Below are 22620 nucleotides of genomic sequence, written 5' to 3'. Positions count from 1 at the left end.
TTGAAGATCTGCTGCGAGATGTACTGGTTGGCGTGCTTCTCCATGGCATTGACATCAATGTTCTGGATATTGCCGTCATCGCTTTCTTCGGCGTAACGCATGATGTCGTTGGAGATCAGCATCATCGCGTTCCACGGGCGGATACGCCCCATCACGCTGGCTTCGCTGCTGTCTTCATTGGCGAAGTTGTAGGAGAAATCCCATTCCTCCGACAGGTATTTGCACAGCAGGCGCCCGGCGTTGATGTGCAGCGCTTCGGACATTTCGCTGCGGTGGTCGGAAATGTTCGGCAGCACGCAGATGCCGCTGGTAAAGATCGGCTCGAACACGAACGAATGACCGCTCTTGCCGTCATGCTCGTCCATCGGCTTGGTGTCGAAGGTCTTGTTCATGTACGAGTGCTGCTGGGCCAGACCGAACTCCGAGGCCATGCCCGAACCGGTACCGCCGCCGGCACTGAAGATCGAGAAATACAGGCGCGACTGGTTGGCCTTGATCCCGCAGCTGTCAATCAGGTACGAGTGGATCATTTTCCAGTCGGGGCTGGAGAAGCGCTGGGTGTCCTTGTTGAGGATGATCTTCGCCAGGTACTGGCCGAGGATCGGCGCGTTACCGGCGCCACCGGCGTGGACTTCGGACAAGTCCATGATCTTCATTTTGCTGTAGTCGCGCAGGAAGCCGCTTTTCTCGCCCTTGCGCGAGAAACGGATGCGCCCGGCGATGTCCTTGTCGAGGTCGCCCAGCATCACCAGCGGTTCGACCAGAAACACCGGTTTGGTCGATTTGCTGGTGCCGATGCGCAGATTGTTCTTGATCCACTGCGCCGGGCTGTAGCCCTTGTCGGCCAGACGCCGGTCGGTCGGGCGGTCTTCGTTGTTGAATTCGTTGAGGTAGAACTTGCGCGCGTTGTACACCAGCTCCGCCACGTCGAGGGCGATGTTGGAGCCGCAGCGACCGAGGCCGATCAGGCACACCGAGGGGAATTCCTGGTCGTTGTGCTGCTCGTTGTCGCCTTCCTGATGCGCCGGGCGCGGGAACACCGAATCGCGCAGGCCGTCGAGGTTATCGAGGATGCGGTCAGTGTTGGTTTCGGTGAAGTACATGTATTGCTGGGTCGACAGCGGACGCGAAGGCGGCGTCGGTCTGGATAATGACGCGCTGTTCGCGGCGGGGCTCAGGGTCAGATCGGCTGTTGCACTGGCGGGGTTGTTTTTAGAGGTCATGGTGCGCCATTTACCTGGACTGGGTTGGCCCGCCGGACGGTGCCGGCGAACCTCACGGAATAAGATCTCGCGTCTTGTGTGCGCGAATACGGCCCGGGCGTCGTAGTGCTGGCTGGTCTGATCGCCGGGCGGAATCCTTTCCTGATCGTTGATGAATCGGCCATGATTCGGTGATCTTTAATCGAAAAGAGGCGAAATGATGTCAACGCTACCTTCGTTGGGGTTTGCCGGAATCGGCCTGATGGGCCTGCCGATGTGCCGGCGTCTGCTGGCGGCGGGTTACCCGCTGACAGTGTGGAACCGCAACCCGGACAAGTGTGCACCGCTGGTTGCGGCCGGCGCCCGCCAGGTATCGAGCCCCGCCGAACTGTGCGCGCACGCCGACATCGTCATGCTGTGTCTGGCCGACACTGCCGTGGTGCGTGAGGTGGTGTTTGGTGCTGGCGGTGTTGCCGAAGGTGCAAAAAACGGCCAGCTATTGGTGGATTTCTCCAGTCTTGAACCGACCGCGACTCGCGAGATGGCCGCAGAGCTGGCCGAGAAAACCGCTATGGGTTGGCTTGATTCACCGGTGTCCGGCGGTGTGGTCGGCGCCGAAGCAGGCAGCCTGGCAATCATGGTCGGTGGTGCAGCGGCAGATCTTGAGCGCGTGCGCCCGGTGCTGCTCAACCTCGGTCAGCGCGTCACGCACATGGGCGGCATCGGTGCCGGCCAGGTGACCAAGGCCTGTAACCAGATGATCGTCGCGTGCAATGCGCTGGTGATTGCCGAAGTGGTGGCGCTGGCCGAGCAGGCCGGGGTCGATGCCAGTCTGATCGCCGAGGCGCTGGCCGGTGGCTTTGCCGATTCCAAGCCCTTGCAAATCCTTGCCCCGCAAATGGCCGAGAGCCGTTTCGAACCGATCAAGTGGCACGTGCGCACGCTGCTCAAGGATCTCGATACAGCGGTGAAATTTTCCCGCGAGCAGGGCTCGACGACGCCAATCAGCGGATTGGCCGCACAATTGATGCGCCTGCATGGGGCGCAAGGCTTTTTAGCGAAGGATCCAGCGACGCTGGTGCAAATGTATCGCGCGCCAGACTCAACGGATTGACCCCGAGGACGGGTTTGCGCTGGTTGATTTCATCGAGCACCGCGCGCAATTCGTCCAGCGGCACCGGGCGGCTGAGCAGATAACCCTGAATGAAATCGCAGCCCGAACGCTCGAGAAACTCGTATTGCTCCAGGCTCTCGACGCCCTCGGTGACCACCTGCAGATGCAGGGTGTGAGCCATGACGATGATCGCCTGGACGATCTCCATGTCCGCCGTGGCGGTGGGGATGTCGAGGATGAACGAGCGGTCGATCTTCAGTGTGTTCAACGGCAGGCGCTTGAGGTAGGCCAGCGACGAATAGCCGGTGCCGAAATCATCGATCGACAACGACACACCAAGGGCGCGGATCTGCCGCAGCAGCACCAAAGTGTCGGCGATATTGCCCATCAAGGCGTTTTCGGTGACCTCCAGTTCCAGGCGTTCCGGGGCCACACCTGCTGTGTGCAAGGCGTGTTCGATCTCCTCGGCCAGCTCTTCGCGCGCCAGATTCAGCGGCGAGCAGTTCCAGGCGATTTTCAATTCGGCACAACCATGCCGCGACAGCTCGCCGAGATCCTTGCAGGCGCGGCGCAGCACCCAGTTGTCCAGTTCGGCAATCAAACCGTTGTTCTCGGCGATACCGATGAAGCGATCCGGTGTGAGCAAACCGTGAACCGGATGCTGCCAGCGAATCAGCGCCTCGAGCTTGGTCACGCGTCCGGTTTTCACTTCGAAGATCGGCTGGTAGTAGAGCATCAGCGCGTTGTCTTGCCGTAGCGCACTGCGCAGTTCTTCTTCCAGTTGCAGCTCGAAACTGGCGCGGGTCTTCAGGCTGGAATTGAAGAAGTGCAGACCGTTGCGCCCGGCGCCCTTGGATTGGTACAAGGCCAGGTCGGCGTGCTTGAGCAGCTCTTCGCAAGTGGTGCCGTCTTCTGGGAACAGGCTGATGCCGATGCTGGTGGTCATCACCATGCGCCGGCCGGCCAGTTCGATCGGCTCTTTCATCTTGTGCATGATGCGCTGCGCCATACCACGCGCCTCTTCGCGGTCACGCAGGCTGATGAGGATGCAAAACTCGTCGCCGCCGAATCGCGCGACCACGTCTTCATGGCTGCGCACCGAGCTCTTGATGTGCTGGGCGATGACTTTGAGCAGCGCGTCACCGGCATCATGGCCGAGGCTGTCGTTGATGCGCTTGAAGTGGTCGATGTCGAGAAACATCACCGCGAGCATGCCGCCCTCGCTGGTTTTCTGGCTGAGTTTTTCGGCGAACATCTGGTTGAAACCACGGCGGTTGATCAGGTTGGTCAGCGCGTCGTAATTGGCCGCTTGCTGCAAAGACATGCGCGCCTGATCGAGTTGGCTGAGCAGGGCGTTGAGCCGGCGCAGGTCGTTTTCCTTGTTCTGCAGCTTTTTGTCGGCGAGGGCGGCGCTGATCGCACTGCCGAGAATCAGCAGGATGATCAGCGCTACGGTCAGGCCCAGTTGCAGATGGCCGGTGTCGCCGCCGCTCGCTGCCAGGGCACCTTCGGGAAGCACCAGATCCAGCGCAGCCATGCCGGTGAAGTGCATGCTGATGATGCCGGCGCCGAGAATCAGCGCCGCGCTGTACTTGAGCAACTGATGTGCCACGCCGCTGCCTTCGCTGAGATAGCGCGCCACCCACAGCGCGGCGAAACTGGCGCCGATGGCAATCAGCACCGACAGCGCGAACAGCTCCGGCTGGTAGTAGGCAGTGGCGCTCGACTTCATCGCTGCCATGCCGACGTAATGCATACCAGCGATGCCCAAACCGATGACACACGCGGTCTTCAGGCAACGCAGCGCGCTCGGCTGCACCTCACTGAGAGTGTGCATGGCCAGCCAAGAGGCGAGCAGGGCGATCAGCAACGACAATAGGGTGATGCCGAGGTCGTACTGAATATCGATGGGGGTCTGGAAGGCCAGCATGCCGATGAAGTGCATGGCCCAGATGCCGCCGGCCAGGCAGGTCGCGCCGATCCAGCGCCAGATTCGCCGCGACCCCGGGTCTTCGGCATGCACCAGGCGCTCTGCCATGTCCAGGGTGGCGAAACTCGCCGCGCAGGCGACCAGATAGGCCACCATCACCAGCAAAGGATTGTGGCTGCAATCGAGGAGAATCTGCCCGCTCGCCGGCAGCTCGGCAACAAACTGCAAACCAAGCCACTCCATAGCATGCCCCGTCTCGGATTCATCTGGCCCGTGCGTCAATCAACGCAGGCGAATGAAAGCAGTATAGAGGCGGTTTTCCGGCTGCAAGCCGTAGTGGCACATTGGTGGTAATGATTTTGCCATTAGCCTCATAGCGATTCGCGCTAAGGCTCAGGCAATACGCTCCAGGGGCAGGTCGTTGCAGTGTGGCGGCAAGGGTGGCAGGCCGTGGGCGGCGCGGGCCTTGTCGCAGTCGGGATTGTGCTCGCCGTTCTCCCACGACGCCTCGAACTCGCGGCAGGTGCTCGAGCGCTTGTCATAGATCGTGCAGGCCACAGCGCTGCCGACCTCACCCGCCAGCGACATGCAACGCGCCGGTTTGCGATCGGTGCCGATCATTGCCACCCGGCTCGGGGTGATCTGCGCGACCAGTTCATCGGGCACCGTCCCGCCAGAGGATGCGCACTCACCCCAGAAAAAAGACACGCGAAAATGGGAACAGCAGGCACCGCAATTCAGACACGGACTGGCTTCGGACATGGGCGGGGGTATCAAAGGGGTTGATCGGAAGATCCGGACGGATCCGGCGGCCATTCTAGGCTTTGCCATGGCGTTGGGAAGGGGGGCGCGAAACTATTTTTTTGTCGCCGGATTTTGCCGCGAAAGCCCCGTACGGCGGGGGATTCCAGACTTATCAAGGGCTTACGTTTCGTTACAGTGCGATGGGTCGATATCAGGCTGACGAATGATGACAGACAGCCCCGGCGCAGCTGACTAGATTGCAGGTTCCGGGCTCGACGCGCTGGCAGTGAAGCCCTCATAACAATAAAGAGACGGACCCATGCAGAACTTGACCCAAGCGGCGAATGCCTGGCGCATTCTGTTCCTGCTGTTCCTCGCCAACCTGTTCAATTTCTTCGACCGCACCATCCCGGCGATCATCATCGAACCGATCCGCATGGAATGGCACCTCAGCGACTTTCAGCTGGGCATCATCGGCACCGCGTTCACCATCGTTTACGCGATTGCCGGCCTGCCACTCGGGCGCATGGCCGACACCGGTTCACGCAGCAAACTGATGGGCTGGGGCCTGGCGACCTGGAGTGCGCTGACTGCGGTCAACGGCATGGTCGGCAGTTTCTGGAGTTTCCTCATCGTGCGCATGGGCATCGGCATCGGCGAAGCCAGTTACGCACCAGCGGCCAACTCGCTGATCGGCGATCTGTTTCCGGCGCACCGTCGGGCGCGGGCGATGGGTATTTTCATGCTTGGCCTGCCGCTGGGGCTGCTGCTGGCGTTCTTCACCATCGGCGCGATGGTCAAGGCTTTCGACAGCTGGCGCGCGCCGTTCTTCATCGCTGCTGTGCCGGGGCTGATCCTCGCGGTGTTCATGTTCTTCATCAAAGAGCCGAAACGCGGCGCAGCGGAAACCGTGCAGGTCTCGCAAGAGAAAGTCGACAAACCGATCCGCCGCGTCCTCGCCGTGCCGACCTTCCTGTGGCTGGTGATGGCCGGGCTGTGCTTCAACTTCGCGACCTATGCCTGCAACTCGTTTCTGGTGCCGATGCTGCAGCGCTATTTCCTCATGCCGTTGCAGGAGGCGGCGGTGGCCACCGGCGTGATCGTCGGCGTCACCGGACTGGTCGGGCTGACCCTCGGCGGCTGGATTGCCGACAAGATTCATCAGCGTTTCGCCAGTGGGCGGCTGCTGTTTGCCGCGTTCAGTCTGATCATTTCGACCCTGTGCACGGCGTGGGCGCTGCATGCTGGGCGCATCGAGATCGGTGTGTTCGTCGCGGTGTTCAGCGTCGGCTGGCTGTTCGCCTACAACTTCTACACCTGCGTGTACACGGCGATTCAGGACGTCGTCGAACCACGCCTGCGGGCCACGGCGATGGCGTTGTTCTTTGCCGGTCTGTATCTGCTCGGCGGCGGGTTGGGTCCGGTGGTCGTGGGTGGTCTGTCGGATCACTTCGCGCATACGGCGATGCTGGCGGCGGGGGCTGAGCAGATGACCGAAGCGTTCAAGGCTGTCGGCCTGCACGACGCGATGTACCTGATCCCGGTGGCGCTGTTCCTGACCATGGTCTTTCTGTTTCTGGCATCGCGGTGTTTTGTTCGCGATGCGCAGCGGATGAAGGAGGGATTGGTGGCGGTGGTTGAGCCAGAAATTTCTGCGGCGACTGCCTGACCGTTTTCGCGAGCAGGCTCGCTCCCACATGATCGTTCCCACGCAGAGCGTGGGAACGATCGGCCCGCATCACTGCGGGCCTCTTGGTTTTCAGCGGTGGAGCGGGGCGGTTAGCCCGCTACCAGCACCCGAATCGCTTCCAGGCGCAGCGCCGCTTTGTCGAGCATCGCCAGACCCTGCTCACGCTGAGTGCGCAACGCCTCCAGTTCACTGTCGCGCACGGTCGGGTTGACCGCTTGCAAGGCGGTCAGGCGCGCCAGTTCTTCGTCAGTGTCGGCGGCCAGACGACGGCGCGCTTCAGCCACACGCTCGGCGTGACGCGGGGCGATCTTGTCTTCGCCGGCGTTGATCCGTGGCGTCAATTGATCACGCTGGGCCTGGATGAACTTGTTGGCGCTGGCCCGTGGCACGCTTTCCAGCTGATCGTTGAGGGTTTCGAACGACACCCGTGGCGACAGGTCATTACCATTGGCATCGAGCAGGCAACGCAGCGCCGCCGGTGGCAGGTAGCGACCCAGTTGCAGCGAGCGCGGTGCGACCACTTCGCTGACGTAGAGCAATTCCAGCAATACGGTGCCCGGCTTCAACGCCTTGTTCTTGATCAGCGCGACGGCGGTGTTGCCCATCGAGCCGGACAGCACCAGATCCATGCCGCCTTGCACCATCGGGTGTTCCCAGGTGATGAACTGCATGTCTTCGCGCGACAGCGCCTGGTTGCGGTCGTAAGTGATGGTCACGCCTTCGTCGTCGCCCAGCGGGAAACTGGCGTCGAGCATCTTCTCGCTCGGCTTGAGGATCAGAGCGTTTTCCGAATGGTCTTCGCTGTCGATGCCGAACGCGTCGAACAGGGTTTCCATGTAGATCGGCAGGGCGAACTGGTCGTCCTGCTCGAGGATCGCTTCTACCAGCGCTTCACCCTCGCCAGCGCCACCGGAGTTGAGTTCCAGCAGACGGTCGCGGCCAGTGTGCAGCTCGGCTTCGAGACGCTCACGCTCGGCGCGTGCTTCGTCGATCAGCGCTTGCCACTCGCCGTCATCGGCTTCTTCGAGCAGCGGCAGCAGGCGCGGGCCGAACTGATGCTGCAAGGCGTTGCCGGTCGGGCAGGTGTTGAGGAAGGCGTTGAGCGCTTCGTGGTACCACTGGAACAGGCGCTCTTGAGGGCTGGTTTCCAGGTACGGCACGTGCAGTTCGATGATGTGCTTCTGACCGATCCGGTCAAGACGGCCGATGCGCTGCTCGAGCAGGTCCGGGTGCGACGGCAGATCGAACAGCACCAGGTGGTGAGCGAACTGGAAGTTGCGACCCTCACTGCCGATCTCCGAGCAGATCAGCACCTGCGCGCCGAATTCTTCGTCGGCGAAGTAGGCGGCGGCGCGGTCACGCTCAAGGATGTTCATGCCTTCGTGGAACACCGTGGCCGGGATGCCGGAACGCACGCGCAACGCGTCTTCCAGGTCCATCGCGGTTTCGGCGTGGGCGCAGATCACCAGCACTTTGGTGCGCTTGAGCATTTTCAGCTGATCGATCAGCCACTCCACGCGCGGGTCGAATTTCCACCAGCGCTCTTCTTCACTGGCTTCCGGCTGCGCCTGGAAGCTGACTTCCGGGTACAGCTCGGCGTGTTCGCCCAGCGGCAGTTCGAGGTATTCGTCGGGGCACGGCAGTGGATACGGATGCAGTTTGCGCTCCGGGAAACCCTGCACGGCGGCGCGGGTGTTGCGGAACAGCACGCGGCCGGTGCCGTGGCGATCGAGCAGCTCACGCACGAGGCGGGCGCTGGCTTCAGTATCACCATCGTTGACGGCGGTGAGCAGGGCTTCGCCTTCGTTGCCGAGGAAACCGTGAATGGTCTTGTGCGCTTCGGCGGAGAGACGGCCCTTGTCGAGCAGTTCCTGCACCGCTTCGGCGACCGGGCGATAGTTGTCGCTCTCGGCGCGGAACGCGGCCAGGTCGTGGAAACGGTTCGGGTCGAGCAGGCGCAGACGGGCGAAGTGGCTGTCCTGACCGAGTTGTTCCGGGGTGGCGGTGAGCAGCAGCACGCCGGGGATGACTTCGGCCAGTTGCTCGACCAGCGAATATTCCGCGCTGGCCTTGTCTTCATGCCAGACCAGGTGGTGCGCTTCGTCGACCACCATCAGGTCCCAACCGGCAGCGAACAAGGCGTCCTGTGCCTTCTCGTCATCGACCAGCCACTCCAGCGCGACCAGCGCCAGTTGCGTGTCTTCGAACGGGTTGGTGGCATCGCTTTCGATAAAGCGTTCTTCGTCGAACAGCGCGACCTGCAGATTGAAGCGGCGGCGCATCTCCACCAGCCACTGATGCTGGAGGTTTTCCGGGACCAGGATCAGCACGCGGTTGGCGCGGCCCGAGAGCAGTTGGCGATGGATGACCAGACCGGCTTCGATGGTTTTACCCAGACCTACTTCGTCCGCCAGCAATACGCGCGGGGCGATACGGTCGGCGACTTCGCGGGCGATGTGCAGCTGGTGCGCGATCGGTTGCGCGCGCACGCCACCCAGGCCCCACAGCGAGGACTGCAACTGGCGGCTGGTGTGTTCAAGGGTGTTGTAGCGCAGGGAGAACCACGGCAGCGGGTCGATCTGTCCGGCGAACAGGCGGTCGCTGGCCAGACGGAACTGAATGAAGTTCGACAGCTGGGTTTCCGGCAGCGTGACGACCTCGTTCTGCCCGTTGAGACCGTGGTAGACCATCAGCCCGTCGACGTCGTCGACCTGCTGCACGGTCATCTTCCAGCCTTCGAAATGGGTGATGGAGTCGCCCGGCGAGAACCGCACGCGGGTCAGGGGCGCATTCCGTAGCGCGTACTGGCGGGTTTCGCCAGTGGCCGGGTAAAGCACGGTCAGCAAGCGGCCGTCCTGTGCCAGAACGGTGCCTAAACCAAGCTCTGCTTCGCTGTCACTGATCCAGCGTTGCCCCGGTTGATACTGCTGCGCCATGCTGCCTGACTCCCACCTTGAAAAAGCGGGCTATCTTAACGGAATGCGGGCTTCAGGGCCAAAGGAATAGGAGCAGCGGCAAGCTTTTAGCTTCGAGCTGCAAGCTGAAGCCGCGGCGTCATGTGTCGCTTTTTTCAAGCGGCAGGGCACCTGTCAGTGTCTACCGGGTCACAAGTTTGCGACAGGCGGCTCAAGGCGCCTGCACCCCAGCCGATAGCCTGCAGACAGGAGACCTTTATATGTTGCCACCGATGCTCCCCTTGAGCGCCGTGCCGATCACTTCCCAGCAGGATCCGATCCGCCAGCGGCCGGACATCCCGCCAGTGGTGCCGGTGCAGGAAAGCTCCAACGAAAGCACGATCGATCTGCAGAAGCGTGATCCGGAAGAGGATCGTCTGCTGGCGCGCGAAGAACAGCGTCGTCAGCAGGAACGTGACCGCCGACGCCGTGAGGCGGATGAGGATCCTGAAGAGCATCTGGCCGTGCCGGGTACCGAGTTGAACGCCGACAACACCGTGCCGGTGGTGCCGTTGATAGACGATCAGCCGCGTCAGGGGCTGTGGGTCGATATCGAGATTTGAGCAGTGACTGGTCAGCGCCTGCGCCAAGCGGCATGATTGGCGCAATCCTGCCGGTGACGGCAGCTGTGATCTCTTCTGCGATGTGCCGGACGCCATGAGCCAAGACGACAAACTGATCGACCTCAGCACTGAACGCGCCAAGCGTGTGCATGACCTCAACGAAAAGCGCCTGAACGAAGTGCGCCAGGCTTTCGAGCAGGCGATGCCGTTGGGAAAAGCCAAGAAAAAGTCGAAGAACAAGCCGAAAAAGCGTTGATCTCCCGCTGCATTGGTTGATGCAGATCAGTTATTTCCCCTCCTTTATTTCCCAACGTTGCGGATATTGATCCTGGTCAATATGTGCGCCTGTGTGTTTGTTAATTTGAGTCCATCGCAACAAAGCAAAGCAGGGCCGGGAGGTCAGTCATGTTTTTCGATAACGTGGTGTTTGCCGGGGTTCTCACGGTGGGGCTCATGGTGCTGTTTTTTGCAGGGTTTGGATTTTTTATCTGGAAGGATGCGCATAAGCGGCGCAAGTGAGTTCTTCTGGATTTGATGGGCACGCAAGGCATTTTGGGGCGACTTCGGTTGCCCCTTTTTTTTGGGCCGTGGCGGCCTGTGGGCCGACCAGGCTGTTGGGGTTTTGGGTGAATATCCGTTGCTTCGGGTGTGGCTGCTGGCGGTTTCGCCCTTACGGCGAGTCACCTTTTTCAAACGCCAAAAAGGTAACCCAAAAGGCTTGCTCCTACGTTCGGCCCTCGCAGGCTCGGGTTCCTTCGCTCCGGGACTGATCCGGGCGCAGCGGCTCCGGTTTGCTTCGCTGCACCTCCTTCCGCTGTGTCTGGCTGCGCCAGACGGTCGCTGCGCTCCCACCCCCGGATCAATCCCTCCGCTCAGCCTTCCGACGTCGCCGGTGGATCAAGATCAAGAGCAGGCGAGCTGACACTCGGCCTATTGAGTGGTGAAAAGCGTGGGTGTTCGGCTTTTGATTTGCATTGTTGCTGCCCCTCACCCCAGCCCTCTCCCCGAGGAGAGGGAGCTGATTTGTGTGCTTTTCAAATCCTGAGTTCAACTCGGACTTTCACATCGACGTAACTCGCTCAAACACCTCGGTCAGTTCCCTCTCCCTCCGGGAGAGGGCTAGGGTGAGGGGCTCTTGATCTGGCTTTTGCTTTGGCTTTTGATCTTTTGCCCCTTCGGCATACTTCTTAGCCCCAATAACAAAAAAGGCGTGATCCTCACGAATCACGCCTTTTCCAATCAACAGCTAACGATCAACTACCCAAAGCCTTCGAAGCCAACCAGAACAATCCGGCCGACAGCGCCACGGTCGCTGGCAAGGTCAACACCCAGGCCAGCAAAATGGTCTTGACCGTGCCACCCTGCAGGCCGCTTTTATTGGCAACCATGGTCCCGGCCACACCCGAAGACAACACGTGAGTGGTCGACACCGGCAGGCTGAAAATGTTGGCCATGCCGATCAAACTGGCGGTGGTGATCTGCGCCGACATGCCCTGGGAATAGGTCATGCCCTGCTTGCCGATCTTCTCGCCAATGGTCAGCACTACGCGCTTCCAGCCGACCATGGTGCCCAGGCCCAGTGCCAGGGCGACCGCCAGAATCACCCAGAACGGGGCGTATTCAGTGGTGGTGGTCAGGTCTTTGCGCAGCTTGTCGAGGTCAGCCTTTTCACGGGCTTCCAGGCCAGGCAGCTTGCCGACTTTCTTCGCCGTGTCGTCCAGGCAGAGCAGGTAGCGACGCACTTCGATGCGGCTGTCCGACGACAGCGAATGATAGTCCGCTACACCTTTGAGAGTGTGCAGCAGGGCGGTGATGGTCGGTTCGGTCTGCTGCGGGTTGCAGCGGAATTTCTCCGGCAGGTCGCCTTCCACGCTCTTGCCCAGGGCCAGGAACTCACCCAGCGAATCGGCGTTGCGCTGGTAGAACTGGCTCAGGTGCAAGGTTGCGTCGCGGGTGCGTTCGATCTGGTAGGTGGTGCTGTTCAGGTCGAGTACGAACTGTGCCGGGACGATACCGATCAGCACCAGCATGATCAGGCCGATGCCTTTCTGGCCGTCGTTGGAACCGTGCACGAAGCTCACGGCCATGGCCGAGATCACCAGGACCAGACGGTTCCAGAACGGTGGGTGCTTTTTGTCGTCGATCTTGCGGCGCTGTTCCGGCGTCTTGTGCATCTTCGACAGCGGGCGCCACCATTTCAGGCCGATCAGCACCAGCGCGGCGATGAGGAAGCCGGCCATCGGCGAGAACACCAGCGAGGCGCCGATGTCGATCGCTTTCTGCCAGTTCACGCCATCTCTCAACGGAATGTCGTTGATCAGCGCGTTGGCCAGGCCGACACCGAGGATCGAGCCGATCAGGGTGTGCGAGCTGGAAGCCGGGATACCGAAGTACCAGGTACCCAGGTTCCAGGCGATTGCCGCGGCGAGCAACGAGAACACCATCGCCAGGCCATGGCCGGTGTTCACATTGATCAGCAGCTCAACCGGCAGCAAGTGGACGATGGCATACGCCACGCCAACGCCGCCCAGCAGCACGCCGAGGAAATTGAACACACCGGAAAAGAACACCGCCAGGTGTGGCGGCATGGCTTTGGTGTAGATAACAGTGGCTACCGCGTTAGCGGTGTCATGAAATCCATTGATGAACTCGAAGGCGAGGACAAACGTCAGGGCGAGCAAGAGGCTCACAAGCACCCAAGCATCCAGTCCGCTGAATAAATCGATCATGAAGGTTTTCTGACCCGGTCGTAAGGGGGCGCGATTATGCCAGAAAAGACAGGAAATCGATGCCCCGTCTGCTCACTGGTCACACCCTTCTTCGATTTAATTTGTTGCAGGGCGTGAAAACCAAGCAGCACGCAGGGTTTTTCAACTACTTGATTTTATTGAATAAACTAGATTTTCGAGCCGTTTTTTCAGACATCGCAAAGGCTCAAACGCTTGTCTGAAATATCTCTGAAACCTGTGGGACGCTCGTTCATAAGCCGCAGAACAGCGATGCAGCCGCTGCCCGCGGATAGCGGGCGCGCGAGGTGTCGTCTTCCACCGCGCTGTGGCTCAGGCGGACGCCGACTTTCGAATGCTCAACCGCCGTGGCTCATGGCTCTTCGGCTTTGAGTTCCTTTTCGATCTTTTCGATTTCCTGCTTGAACACCTGATCCTGAACGGTAGGGCGCTTGCGCCATGCCTTGCGTTCCGGTTCCGGCTGAGCGGCGTAGGTGGTGACTTCCCCGCCGTAAACTTCCTTGTAACGTTGTTCCTGGCGCTCTAGTTCCGCGCGCAGTTCGTCTTTTGTCACGGTGCTACCTGTATGAGTTGAATTGAATATCCGGTGAAACACACTGCAACGAGTCAATTGAGCGAGCCCGACAGTCATCCACAGCCCGATCGGGCGCGGAGACATTGCAGAGGCGATCAAGACTTCCGTGTTACAGGCGGCTACGGCACCAGATAAAAACTGACGCAGCATCAGTTTCCTGTTTCAGCGAGCGCTGGCGTTGCATGTGTGATGGGCGCCGGGCGCTGGCCGGAGCTGAGACGAAGGACCTCGTTTCAGCAAGTCGCGGGCTTTTGATTAAAGCGCCGCGACTAGGGTGCATTATAGCGGCCTATTCGGGAATGACTATCTTTGCCAAGTTAAAAACGGTTCTGAATGTGTGATGGTTTTGTTGCTGGCAACTTTTGCCGCTAGTTAAGTGTAAAGACAGCGTTATAGAACCGGCGTTCTGTTTTTGGCGCCATTAACTGGAACAACTAAGTTGCGAGCAGAATCGCTAAAGCTGCCTCAAGGATGAAGAGGAGAGCGGGGGCTGGATTGCGATTATCGGTCGGCGGTTCGATAATCGCCCAATGTTGGCGCCCCGGTGCTTGTGCATCGCGCGGCGAGCCGTTTGACTAGGCATCGATGCGTGCCGGACAAGGACAAGAAATGAACGATCAAATGCGCAACTCCTTCACCTCGGTGGCGCCGCCCATTGTCGCCTCGCCGGCCAAGCGCATTCAGGCGCTGACCGGTGATCCGGATTTCATGACGTCCCTGGCCCGTGGTCTGGCCGTGGTGCAGGCGTTTCAGGAACGCAAACGCCACCTGACCATCGCGCAGATAAGTCATCGCACTGAAATCCCTCGCGCCGCCGTGCGCCGTTGCCTGCACACGCTGATCAAGCTCGGCTACGCCACCACCGACGGCCGCACCTATTCGCTGCTGCCGAAAGTGCTGACCCTCGGCCACGCCTATCTGTCCTCGACACCGCTGGCCGTCTCCGCCCAACCGTATCTGGATCGCATGAGCGAGCAACTGCACGAGGCCTGCAACATGGCGACGCTGGAGGGCGATGACATTCTCTATATCGCGCGTTCGGCGACCACTCAGCGATTGATCTCGGTCGACCTTTCCGTCGGCGGGCGTCTCCCTGCCTATTGCACGTCGATGGGGCGCATTCTGTTGGCCGCGCTGGACGACACCTCCCTGGGCGAATACCTCGACCACGCCGAACTGGTGGCCAAGACCAGCCGCACCATTCATACCCCCGACGCGTTGCTCGAATGTTTGCAGCAGGTGCGGCAGCAGGGCTGGTGCATTGTCGATCAGGAACTGGAACAGGGCCTGCGCTCGATCGCTGTGCCGGTGTACGACGCCTCCGGGCAAGTGGTCGCCGCGCTGAATGTCAGCACCCACGCCGGGCGGGTCAGTCGCGCCGAGCTGGAGCAGCGCTTCTTGCCGGGCCTGCTCAGCGCCAGTCGCGACCTCAGTGCGCAGTTGTTCGCCTGAGGAAGCTGTTCGATAAACGCACAGTGTTGCGTTTATCGAATTGACGCTAAAACCCTCGGATCATTAATGTCGCGGCAGCGTCATCCGGCGCTGATGTGAATGAGCTCGCCGGACTGTCGACCCCATAATAATGACAAGAGGCAACTCACCATGCGCTCGCTCCCCGACTGTCTGTATCCCACCCGTTGTTGCCGGGTTCACCGCAACGCCTGATTACAACCTTCTATTCTTGTGACCGTGCCTTCCTTTGGCCGGCCGCCGTTCGACTGCGTTTTTTGCGTGGAATAAAAATAATGAACCAGCCTCAGTCCGCTGTGGGTAACTGCCTCGATGTGCAGACCTTCATCAACGCCCAACCGATCTCGCGCTATCAGTGGCGGGTGGTGATCCTGTGTTTCCTGATCGTATTTCTCGACGGCCTCGACACCGCCGCCATGGGCTTCATCGCCCCGGCGCTGTCGCAAGACTGGGGCATCGACCGCGCCAGCCTCGGCCCGGTGATGAGTGCTGCGCTGATCGGCATGGTCTTCGGCGCGCTCGGCTCCGGCCCTTTGGCTGACCGCTTCGGGCGCAAAGTCGTACTCGTCGGCGCGGTGATTCTGTTCGGCGGCTTCAGCCTGGCCTCGGCGTACAGCACCAACGTCGAACAACTGCTGGTGTTGCGCTTCCTCACCGGCCTCGGTCTCGGCGCGGGCATGCCCAACGCCACGACGCTGCTCTCGGAATACACCCCGGAGCGCAAGAAGTCGCTGCTGGTGACCAGCATGTTCTGCGGCTTCAACCTCGGCATGGCCGGCGGCGGTTTCATCTCCGCGAAGCTGATCCCGGCGTTCGGCTGGCATGCTCTGCTGATGATCGGCGGGATCCTGCCGCTGATCCTCGCCGTGGTATTGGTGTTCTGGCTGCCGGAATCGGCGCGCTATCTGGTGGTGCGCAACCGTGGCACCGACAAAGTGCGCAAGACCCTCGCGCCGATCGACCCAGTCACCGTCGCCCAGGCTGCGAGTTTCAGCGTGCCGGAGCAGAAAACCGTCAAGGCGCGCAACGTCTTTGCGGTGATTTTCTCCGGTACATACAGCACCGGCACGCTGCTGTTGTGGCTGACTTATTTCATGGGCCTGGTGATCGTGTACCTACTGACCAGTTGGCTGCCGACGCTGATGCGCGACAGCGGCGCGAGCATGGAGCAGGCCGCGTTCATCGGTGCGTTGTTCCAGTTTGGCGGCGTGTTGAGCGCGGTCGGGGTGGGCTGGGCGATGGATCGCTTCAATCCGCACAAGGTCATCGGCATTTTCTACCTGCTGGCCGGGGTGTTTGCCTATGCCGTGGGGCAGAGCCTGGGCAACATCACCTTGCTGGCGACGCTGGTACTGGTGGCGGGCATGTGCGTCAACGGCGCGCAATCGGCGATGCCGTCATTGGCCGCGCGCTTCTACCCGACTCAAGGCCGCGCGACCGGTGTGTCGTGGATGCTCGGCATCGGCCGCTTCGGCGCGATCCTCGGCGCGTGGATGGGCGCAACCTTGCTCGGCTTGGGCTGGAATTTCGAGCAGGTGCTGACCGCACTGGTGATCCCGGCCGGTTTGGCGACGGCGGCGGTGCTGATCAAGGGCATGGTCAGTCATGCGGATGCGACCTGAGGCAGACCCACGATCGTTCCCACGCTCCGCGTGGGAATGCCTCTATGGATGCTCTGCGTTCGGCTGTACAGGGACGCGGAGCGTCCCGGGCTGCATTCCCACGCGGAGCGTGGGAACGATCATTAGGGAAGCAACAATCCGTTCGATAAACGAACACTCAGTCGATTATCGGATTGTTTGGCGAATTTCCCGAGCTTAATCTTCAGTGACTCCGGCGCTGAACCTCGCGCCTTTTTATCACTGGCGATTCCTTACAAGAACAGGAGCCCGCTCCATGGCTGAGATCCTTTCGCTGCACGACGCGGTGAAGCAATTCGTCAACGACGGCGACACCGTCGCCCTCGAAGGCTTCACTCACCTGATCCCTACGGCAGCGGGTCATGAAATCATTCGTCAAGGCAAGAAAGATCTGACGCTGGTGCGGATGACGCCTGACCTGATCTACGACCAACTGATCGGCGCCGGTTGCGCGCGCAAACTGATTTTCTCCTGGGGCGGCAACCCGGGCGTGGGCTCGCTGCACCGTTTGCGTGACGCGGTCGAGAAACAATGGCCGCACGCGCTGGAAATCGAAGAACACAGCCACGCCGACCTCGCCAACGCCTATGTCGCCGGCGCGTCCGGCCTGCCGTTCGCGGTGCTGCGTGCCTACGCCGGCTCCGACCTGCCGAAGGTCAATCCGCTGATCAAAACCGTGACCTGCCCGTTCACCGGCGAAGTGCTGGCGGCAGTGCCATCGGTACGCCCGGACGTCACCGTGATTCACGCGCAGAAAGCCGACCGCAAAGGCAACGTGTTGCTCTGGGGCATTCTCGGTGTGCAGAAAGAAGCCGCGCTGGCGGCCAAGCGCTGCATCGTCACCGTGGAAGAAATCGTCGACGACCTCAACGCACCGATGAACGCTTGCGTGCTGCCGACCTGGGCCTTGAGCGCGGTCTGCCACGTGCCGGGTGGCGCACATCCGTCCTACGCCCACGGTTACACCGAGCGTGACAATCGTTTCTATCAGGCGTGGGACCCGATCGCTCGCGACCGTGAGACGTTTACCGCGTGGATCAACGAATTCATCCATGGCTGCGCTGACTTCAGCGAATTCCAGGCCAAATTGGCCGCTGCTTCGGAGGCCAAGTAATGACTTACACCACCAATGAAATGATGACCGTCGCGGCGGCCCGGCGCCTGAAAAACGGCTCGGTATGCTTCGTCGGTATCGGCCTGCCATCGAAAGCCGCCAACCTCGCGCGCCTGACTTCATCGCCGGACGTAGTGCTGATCTACGAATCCGGCCCGATTGGCGCCAAGCCGAGCGTGCTGCCGCTGTCCATCGGTGACGGTGAGCTGGCCGAGACCGCCGACACCGTGGTGCCGACCGGTGAGATTTTTCGCTACTGGCTGCAGGGCGGGCGCATCGACGTCGGTTTCCTCGGCGCCGCGCAGGTCGATCGTTTCGGCAACATCAACACCACCGTGGTCGGCGACTACCACGCGCCGAAAGTGCGTCTGCCGGGTGCCGGTGGCGCGCCGGAGATTGCCGGTTCGGCGAAAAGCGTGCTGATCATCCTTAAACAGTCGGCGCGGTCGTTTGTCGACAAACTCGACTTCATCACCTCGGTCGGTCACGGCGAAGGTGGCGATTCGCGTAAACGTCTCGGCCTGCCGGGCGCCGGGCCGGTGGGCATCATCACCGACCTGTGCATCATGGAACCGGAGGAGGGTACCCACGAATTCGTGGTCACTGCGCTGCATCCGGGCGTGACCCGCGAGCAAGTGGTCGCCGCCACCGGTTGGGCGATTCGTTTTGCCGACTCCGTTGAAACCACCGCTGAGCCGACCGAAGTCGAGCTGACGGCGCTGCGTGATCTGGAAGCGCGCACCGCTGCCGCCCACGGTCAGGCACCGGGAGAAGCATGATGCGTGACGTGTATATCTGCGACGCGATTCGCACCCCTATCGGCCGCTTCGGTGGCGCATTGTCCGCCGTGCGCGCCGATGACCTCGCCGCCGTACCGATCAAAGCCCTGATGGAGCGCAATCCTTCGGTGGACTGGAATGCCGTCGATGAAGTGTTTCTCGGCTGCGCCAACCAAGCCGGCGAAGACAACCGCAACGTTGCGCGCATGGCATTGCTGCTCGCCGGTCTGCCGGACAGCGTGCCCGGCGTTACGCTCAATCGCCTCTGCGCTTCGGGCATGGACGCGATTGGCACCGCATTCCGCGCCATCGCCAGTGGCGAAATGGAGCTGGCGATTGCCGGCGGCGTCGAGTCGATGTCCCGCGCACCGTTCGTAATGGGCAAGGCCGACGCGGCGTTCTCGCGCAACATGAAACTGGAAGACACCACCATCGGCTGGCGTTTCATCAACCCGCTGATGAAGGCGCAGTACGGCGTCGATGCCATGCCGCAAACCGCTGACAACGTCGCCGACGACTATAAGGTCTCTCGCGCAGATCAGGACGCCTTTGCTCTGCGCAGTCAGCAACGTACCGCCGCCGCGCAGGCCGCCGGTTACTTCGCCGAAGAAATTGTTGAAGTACGGATTGCCCACAAAAAGGGCGAAACCGTGGTCAGCGAGGACGAACATCCGCGCGCCGACACTACGATTGAAGCGCTGGCCAAACTGAAGCCAGTCAACGGCGCGGACAAAACCGTCACCGCCGGCAATGCCTCCGGGGTCAACGATGGTGCTGCTGCGCTGATTCTGGCGTCAGCCGAAGCGGTGAAAAAACACGGCCTGACCGCCCGCGCAAAAGTGCTCGGCATGGCCAGCGCCGGTGTCGCACCTCGGGTGATGGGCATCGGCCCGGTGCCAGCGGTGCGTAAACTGACCGAGCGCCTTGGCGTCGCGGTCAGCGGTTTCGACGTGATCGAACTCAACGAAGCATTTGCCAGCCAGGGCCTCGCGGTATTGCGCGAGTTGGGCCTGGCCGACGATGCGCCGCAGGTCAACCCGAATGGCGGCGCGATTGCCCTCGGTCATCCGTTGGGCATGAGCGGTGCGCGGCTGGTGCTGACCGCCCTGCATCATCTGGAAAAGACTGGCGGCAAGAAAGGTCTGGCGACCATGTGCGTCGGTGTTGGCCAGGGTCTGGCCTTGGCCATCGAACGTGTCTGACGCGCTGCGGCACTTACAAGAACTGAGGAAAGCGAAATGACTGACAAGCCTGGTTACCGTCGCCCACAGGCAGGCACTCAGCCTGACTACCTGCACCCGACGTATCAATCCACCAACCTGCGCTCGCCGTCCAAGCCGTTGGTGCACCTGCCGCACTCGCTGTCGGAAATCACCGGGCCGACCATCGGTGCCGAACACGTTGCCGAGAAGGACAATGACCTGACCGCACAGCACGACGGCGAGCCGTTGGGCGAGCGCATCATCATTCACGGCCGCGTGCTCGACGAGGACGGTCTGCCGGTGCCGGGGATTCTGGTGGAGATCTGGCAGGCCAATGCCGCCGGCCGCTACAACCATGCCCGCGACCTGCACGACGCGCCGCTGGACCCGAACTTCACCGGCACCGGCCGCACCGTCACCGATGCCGACGGCTGGTATCAGTTTCAGACCATCAAGCCCGGCGCCTATCCGTGGGGCAACCACCACAACGCCTGGCGCCCGGCGCACATCCACTTTTCCCTGTTCGGGCCGAGCATCCTCACCCGACTGGTCACGCAAATGTATTTCCCCGGCGACCCGTTGCTGGCGTATGACCCGATCTACAACTGCGTGCCGGACACCTCGGCCAAGGAACGCCTGATCGCTGCTTTCGATCTGGAAAAAACCATTCCGTCCTACGCCCTCGGTTACCGCTGGGACATCGTGCTGCGCGGCCGTGAAGCCACGCCGATGGAGAAATAAGATGACGCTTTATGCGACCACGTCCCACACCGTCGGGCCGTATTACCACATCGGCCTGACCTGGCTGAACCGCGAAACCCTGGCCAACGAGCTGACCCTCGGCGAGCGCGTGGCGATCAGCGGTCAGGTGGTGGATGGCAATGGCGATGTCGTCAACGATGCCATGCTTGAAGTCTGGCAGGCCAACGCCGCCGGCAAGTACGACCACCCGGAAGATTATCAGGACAAACCGCTCGATCCGAATTTCGAAGGCTTTGGCCGGGTACCGGTGGACGCCGAAGGGCGCTTCCGTTTCACCACGATCAAACCGGGCACCGTGCCGGGGTTGAAAGGTTCGACCCAGGCGCCGCATCTGGTGGTGCTGGTGTTTGCCCGTGGTCTGGTGAAGCATTTGCTGACGCGGATCTATTTCGAAGGCGAACCGGCGAACGTTGCTGACCCGTTGCTCGAGTGCGTGCCGGCGGAGCGTCGCCAGACGTTGCTGGCCAAGGCGGATGCGTCGGGTGTGTACCAGTGGAATGTAGTTCTGCAGGGCACCGATGCCGAGACGGTGTTCTTCGATTATTGAGAGAACACCCCAAATCCCCTGCAGGATAGAGTCCCTGTGGTGAGGGGATTTATCCCCGTTCGAGTGCGTAGCACTCGCAAATTCGCTACGCGCGGTATACCTGAAATACCGCGCCGACTGGTTTTGGGGCCGCTTCGCTGCCCAGCGGGGATAAATCCCCTCGCCACAAAGACTGATCCAGACGTGGGTGATGATCTGATGTGGAACGGGACTGTTGCAAAGTATGTCTAGACTGTGACTGTCCCTATCGAGTGAAAAAACAATGACAACCACCACCTCCCACTACACCGGCGAAGAGCGCAGCAAGCGCATCTTTGCCATCGTCGGCGCTTCGTCCGGCAACCTCGTCGAGTGGTTCGACTTCTACGTCTACGCCTTCTGCGCGATCTATTTCGCCCCGGCGTTTTTCCCTTCCGATAACCCCACCGTGCAACTGGTCAACACCGCTGGCGTGTTCGCCGCCGGGTTCCTGATGCGGCCGATTGGTGGCTGGATCTTCGGCCGGGTCGCTGACAAGCACGGGCGCAAGAACTCGATGCTCATCTCGATTCTGATGATGTGCTTCGGCTCGCTGCTGATTGCCTGCCTGCCGACCTACAAGGACATCGGCGTCTGGGCGCCGCTGCTGTTGCTGTTCGCGCGTTTGCTGCAAGGTCTGTCGGTGGGCGGCGAGTACGGCACCACCGCGACCTACATGAGCGAAGTTGCGCTCAAGGGCCAGCGCGGTTTCTTCGCCTCGTTCCAGTACGTGACGCTGATTGGCGGACAACTGCTGGCGGTGTCGTTGGTGGTGGTGCTGCAACAGTTCCTCACTGAAGAAGACCTGCGTGCCTACGGCTGGCGGATTCCATTCGTGGTCGGTGCGGTGGCGGCGCTGATTTCGCTGTTCCTGCGTCGCTCGCTGAAGGAAACCACCAACAAGGAAACCCGCGCGCACAAAGACGCCGGCAGCATCACTGCACTGTTTCGCGATCACAAAGCGGCGTTCATCACCGTGCTCGGCTACACCGCTGGCGGCTCGCTGATTTTCTACACCTTCACCACCTACATGCAGAAATACCTGGTGAACACCGCCGGGATGCACGCCAAGACCGCCAGCTACATCATGACCGGCGCGCTGTTCCTGTATATGTGCATGCAGCCGTTGTTCGGCATGCTCGCCGACAAGATCGGCCGGCGTAATTCGATGCTCTGGTTCGGCGCCCTCGGCACGCTGTTCACTGTGCCGATTCTGCTCAGCCTGAAAAGCATCAGCAGCCCGTTCCTCGCCTTCGTACTGATCACCCTGGCGCTGGCGATTGTGAGCTTTTACACCTCGATCAGCGGTCTGGTAAAAGCCGAGATGTTCCCGCCGGAAGTGCGCGCGCTTGGTGTCGGCCTGGCTTACGCGGTGGCCAATGCAATCTTCGGTGGCTCGGCAGAGTTTGTGGCCCTGAGCCTCAAGGCTGGCGGCATGGAAAACGCCTTCTACTGGTACGTCACGGCGATGATGGCGGTGGCTTTCCTGTTCAGCCTGCGTTTGCCCAAGCAGGCGAAGTATCTGCACCACGATCTGTAAACCCATGTGCGCGGGCTGCGAGGCCCGCGC

18 protein-coding genes and 1 pseudogene are annotated in these 22620 nt (G+C 61.2%); 13 read left to right on the top strand and 6 right to left on the bottom strand.

Going from position 1 to position 22620, the window contains the following annotated elements:
* A pseudogene (locus D8U82_RS06380) lies at positions 1-1223 on the bottom strand (hypothetical protein); the annotation flags it as partial.
* A 196-nt stretch (positions 1224-1419) separates the two neighbouring features.
* Between D8U82_RS06380 and D8U82_RS06375 the strand changes: the two are divergent.
* Positions 1420-2316, top strand: a complete 897-nt coding sequence (locus D8U82_RS06375) for an NAD(P)-dependent oxidoreductase (protein ID WP_177434120.1) — start codon at positions 1420-1422, stop codon at positions 2314-2316.
* On the opposite strand, the gene D8U82_RS06370 is transcribed toward D8U82_RS06375, so the two are convergent.
* Together D8U82_RS06370 and D8U82_RS06365 are read right to left on the bottom strand one after the other, a co-directional pair.
* Positions 2207-4489 carry a bifunctional diguanylate cyclase/phosphodiesterase gene (locus tag D8U82_RS06370; RefSeq protein WP_130901895.1) on the bottom strand — a complete coding sequence of 761 codons (2283 nt, stop codon included), beginning with the start codon at positions 4487-4489 and terminating at the stop codon, positions 2207-2209. The two genes, D8U82_RS06375 and D8U82_RS06370, sit on opposite strands and share 110 nt — an antisense overlap.
* A 150-nt stretch (positions 4490-4639) precedes the next feature.
* Entirely contained in the window at positions 4640-5008 is a 369-nt protein-coding gene (locus tag D8U82_RS06365; RefSeq protein WP_130887072.1) for a YkgJ family cysteine cluster protein, read from the bottom strand.
* Positions 5009-5309: 301 nt separating this feature from the next.
* Here D8U82_RS06365 and D8U82_RS06360 point away from each other — a divergent pair, with 301 nt between their 5' ends.
* Entirely contained in the window at positions 5310-6659 is a 1350-nt protein-coding gene (locus D8U82_RS06360; protein WP_130901894.1) for an MFS transporter, read from the top strand.
* 110 nt (positions 6660-6769) lie between these two features.
* Here D8U82_RS06360 and rapA read toward each other — a convergent pair whose 3' ends face one another.
* Positions 6770-9616, bottom strand: coding sequence for an RNA polymerase-associated protein RapA (rapA, locus tag D8U82_RS06355; protein WP_130901893.1), 2847 nt, complete (start codon positions 9614-9616; stop codon positions 6770-6772).
* Between the two features lie 239 nt (positions 9617-9855).
* On the opposite strand from rapA, the gene D8U82_RS06350 reads away from it, so the two are divergent.
* The 3 genes from D8U82_RS06350 (at position 9856) to ccoM (ending at position 10716) form a co-directional block, all read left to right on the top strand.
* Positions 9856-10197 carry a hypothetical protein gene (locus D8U82_RS06350; protein ID WP_024011931.1) on the top strand — a complete coding sequence of 114 codons (342 nt, stop codon included), beginning with the start codon at positions 9856-9858 and terminating at the stop codon, positions 10195-10197.
* Between the two features lie 94 nt (positions 10198-10291).
* Complete coding sequence (locus tag D8U82_RS28055; RefSeq protein ID WP_016771347.1) at positions 10292-10453, top strand: hypothetical protein; 162 nt, start codon at positions 10292-10294, stop codon at positions 10451-10453.
* Positions 10454-10602: 149 nt separating this feature from the next.
* Complete coding sequence (ccoM, locus tag D8U82_RS28585; RefSeq protein ID WP_016771346.1) at positions 10603-10716, top strand: cytochrome c oxidase subunit CcoM; 114 nt, start codon at positions 10603-10605, stop codon at positions 10714-10716.
* Between the two features lie 734 nt (positions 10717-11450).
* Here the strand turns inward: ccoM and D8U82_RS06345 are convergent.
* Positions 11451-12926 (bottom strand): inorganic phosphate transporter, encoded by a 1476-nt coding sequence (locus D8U82_RS06345; protein WP_016771345.1) that lies wholly within the window; start codon positions 12924-12926, stop codon positions 11451-11453.
* A gap of 370 nt (positions 12927-13296) precedes the next feature.
* Positions 13297-13497, bottom strand: a complete 201-nt coding sequence (locus D8U82_RS06340) for a hypothetical protein (RefSeq protein WP_008080067.1) — start codon at positions 13495-13497, stop codon at positions 13297-13299.
* A gap of 630 nt (positions 13498-14127) precedes the next feature.
* Here D8U82_RS06340 and pcaR point away from each other — a divergent pair.
* From pcaR to D8U82_RS06300, 8 genes are all read left to right on the top strand, one after another.
* Positions 14128-14970 (top strand): pca regulon transcriptional regulator PcaR, encoded by an 843-nt coding sequence (gene pcaR, locus D8U82_RS06335; protein WP_016771343.1) that lies wholly within the window; start codon positions 14128-14130, stop codon positions 14968-14970.
* A gap of 293 nt (positions 14971-15263) precedes the next feature.
* Positions 15264-16610 carry an MFS transporter gene (locus tag D8U82_RS06330; protein WP_073475852.1) on the top strand — a complete coding sequence of 449 codons (1347 nt, stop codon included), beginning with the start codon at positions 15264-15266 and terminating at the stop codon, positions 16608-16610.
* A gap of 274 nt (positions 16611-16884) precedes the next feature.
* Positions 16885-17742 carry a CoA transferase subunit A gene (locus D8U82_RS06325; RefSeq protein ID WP_130901892.1) on the top strand — a complete coding sequence of 286 codons (858 nt, stop codon included), beginning with the start codon at positions 16885-16887 and terminating at the stop codon, positions 17740-17742.
* The gene (locus D8U82_RS06320; RefSeq protein ID WP_016771341.1) at positions 17742-18521 is read left to right on the top strand and encodes a CoA-transferase subunit beta; all 780 of its coding nucleotides are present in this window, start codon (positions 17742-17744) and stop codon (positions 18519-18521) included. Before D8U82_RS06325 ends, D8U82_RS06320 begins: the two co-directional genes overlap by 1 nt.
* Entirely contained in the window at positions 18518-19723 is a 1206-nt protein-coding gene (gene pcaF, locus D8U82_RS06315; RefSeq protein ID WP_177434119.1) for a 3-oxoadipyl-CoA thiolase, read from the top strand. Before D8U82_RS06320 ends, pcaF begins: the two co-directional genes overlap by 4 nt.
* A gap of 36 nt (positions 19724-19759) precedes the next feature.
* Positions 19760-20464: a protocatechuate 3,4-dioxygenase subunit beta gene (gene pcaH, locus D8U82_RS06310; RefSeq protein ID WP_076566301.1), complete on the top strand. Its 705-nt coding sequence runs from the start codon at positions 19760-19762 to the stop codon at positions 20462-20464.
* 1 nt (position 20465) lies between these two features.
* Positions 20466-21032 carry a protocatechuate 3,4-dioxygenase subunit alpha gene (gene pcaG, locus D8U82_RS06305; protein ID WP_130901890.1) on the top strand — a complete coding sequence of 189 codons (567 nt, stop codon included), beginning with the start codon at positions 20466-20468 and terminating at the stop codon, positions 21030-21032.
* A 262-nt stretch (positions 21033-21294) separates the two neighbouring features.
* Entirely contained in the window at positions 21295-22590 is a 1296-nt protein-coding gene (locus tag D8U82_RS06300; RefSeq protein ID WP_110645961.1) for an MFS family transporter, read from the top strand.
* The last annotated feature ends 30 nt before the right edge of the window (positions 22591-22620 follow it).

This window comes from Pseudomonas sp. Sample_23 (assembly GCF_004307595.1).
Lineage (GTDB): Bacteria > Pseudomonadota > Gammaproteobacteria > Pseudomonadales > Pseudomonadaceae > Aquipseudomonas > Aquipseudomonas atacamensis.
This window is presented reverse-complemented; position numbering and strand designations above follow the sequence as displayed.

Coding starts and splice junctions, on each gene's coding strand:
- D8U82_RS06375 (WP_177434120.1), top strand. CDS start 1,420: ATGATGTCAACGCTACCTTCGTTGGGGTTTGCCGGAATCGGCCTGATG.
- D8U82_RS06370 (WP_130901895.1), bottom strand. CDS start 4,489: ATGGAGTGGCTTGGTTTGCAGTTTGTTGCCGAGCTGCCGGCGAGCGGG.
- D8U82_RS06365 (WP_130887072.1), bottom strand. CDS start 5,008: ATGTCCGAAGCCAGTCCGTGTCTGAATTGCGGTGCCTGCTGTTCCCAT.
- D8U82_RS06360 (WP_130901894.1), top strand. CDS start 5,310: ATGCAGAACTTGACCCAAGCGGCGAATGCCTGGCGCATTCTGTTCCTG.
- rapA (WP_130901893.1), bottom strand. CDS start 9,616: ATGGCGCAGCAGTATCAACCGGGGCAACGCTGGATCAGTGACAGCGAA.
- D8U82_RS06350 (WP_024011931.1), top strand. CDS start 9,856: ATGTTGCCACCGATGCTCCCCTTGAGCGCCGTGCCGATCACTTCCCAG.
- D8U82_RS28055 (WP_016771347.1), top strand. CDS start 10,292: ATGAGCCAAGACGACAAACTGATCGACCTCAGCACTGAACGCGCCAAG.
- ccoM (WP_016771346.1), top strand. CDS start 10,603: ATGTTTTTCGATAACGTGGTGTTTGCCGGGGTTCTCACGGTGGGGCTC.
- D8U82_RS06345 (WP_016771345.1), bottom strand. CDS start 12,926: ATGATCGATTTATTCAGCGGACTGGATGCTTGGGTGCTTGTGAGCCTC.
- pcaR (WP_016771343.1), top strand. CDS start 14,128: ATGAACGATCAAATGCGCAACTCCTTCACCTCGGTGGCGCCGCCCATT.
- D8U82_RS06330 (WP_073475852.1), top strand. CDS start 15,264: ATGAACCAGCCTCAGTCCGCTGTGGGTAACTGCCTCGATGTGCAGACC.
- D8U82_RS06325 (WP_130901892.1), top strand. CDS start 16,885: ATGGCTGAGATCCTTTCGCTGCACGACGCGGTGAAGCAATTCGTCAAC.
- D8U82_RS06320 (WP_016771341.1), top strand. CDS start 17,742: ATGACTTACACCACCAATGAAATGATGACCGTCGCGGCGGCCCGGCGC.
- pcaF (WP_177434119.1), top strand. CDS start 18,518: ATGATGCGTGACGTGTATATCTGCGACGCGATTCGCACCCCTATCGGC.
- pcaH (WP_076566301.1), top strand. CDS start 19,760: ATGACTGACAAGCCTGGTTACCGTCGCCCACAGGCAGGCACTCAGCCT.
- pcaG (WP_130901890.1), top strand. CDS start 20,466: ATGACGCTTTATGCGACCACGTCCCACACCGTCGGGCCGTATTACCAC.
- D8U82_RS06300 (WP_110645961.1), top strand. CDS start 21,295: ATGACAACCACCACCTCCCACTACACCGGCGAAGAGCGCAGCAAGCGC.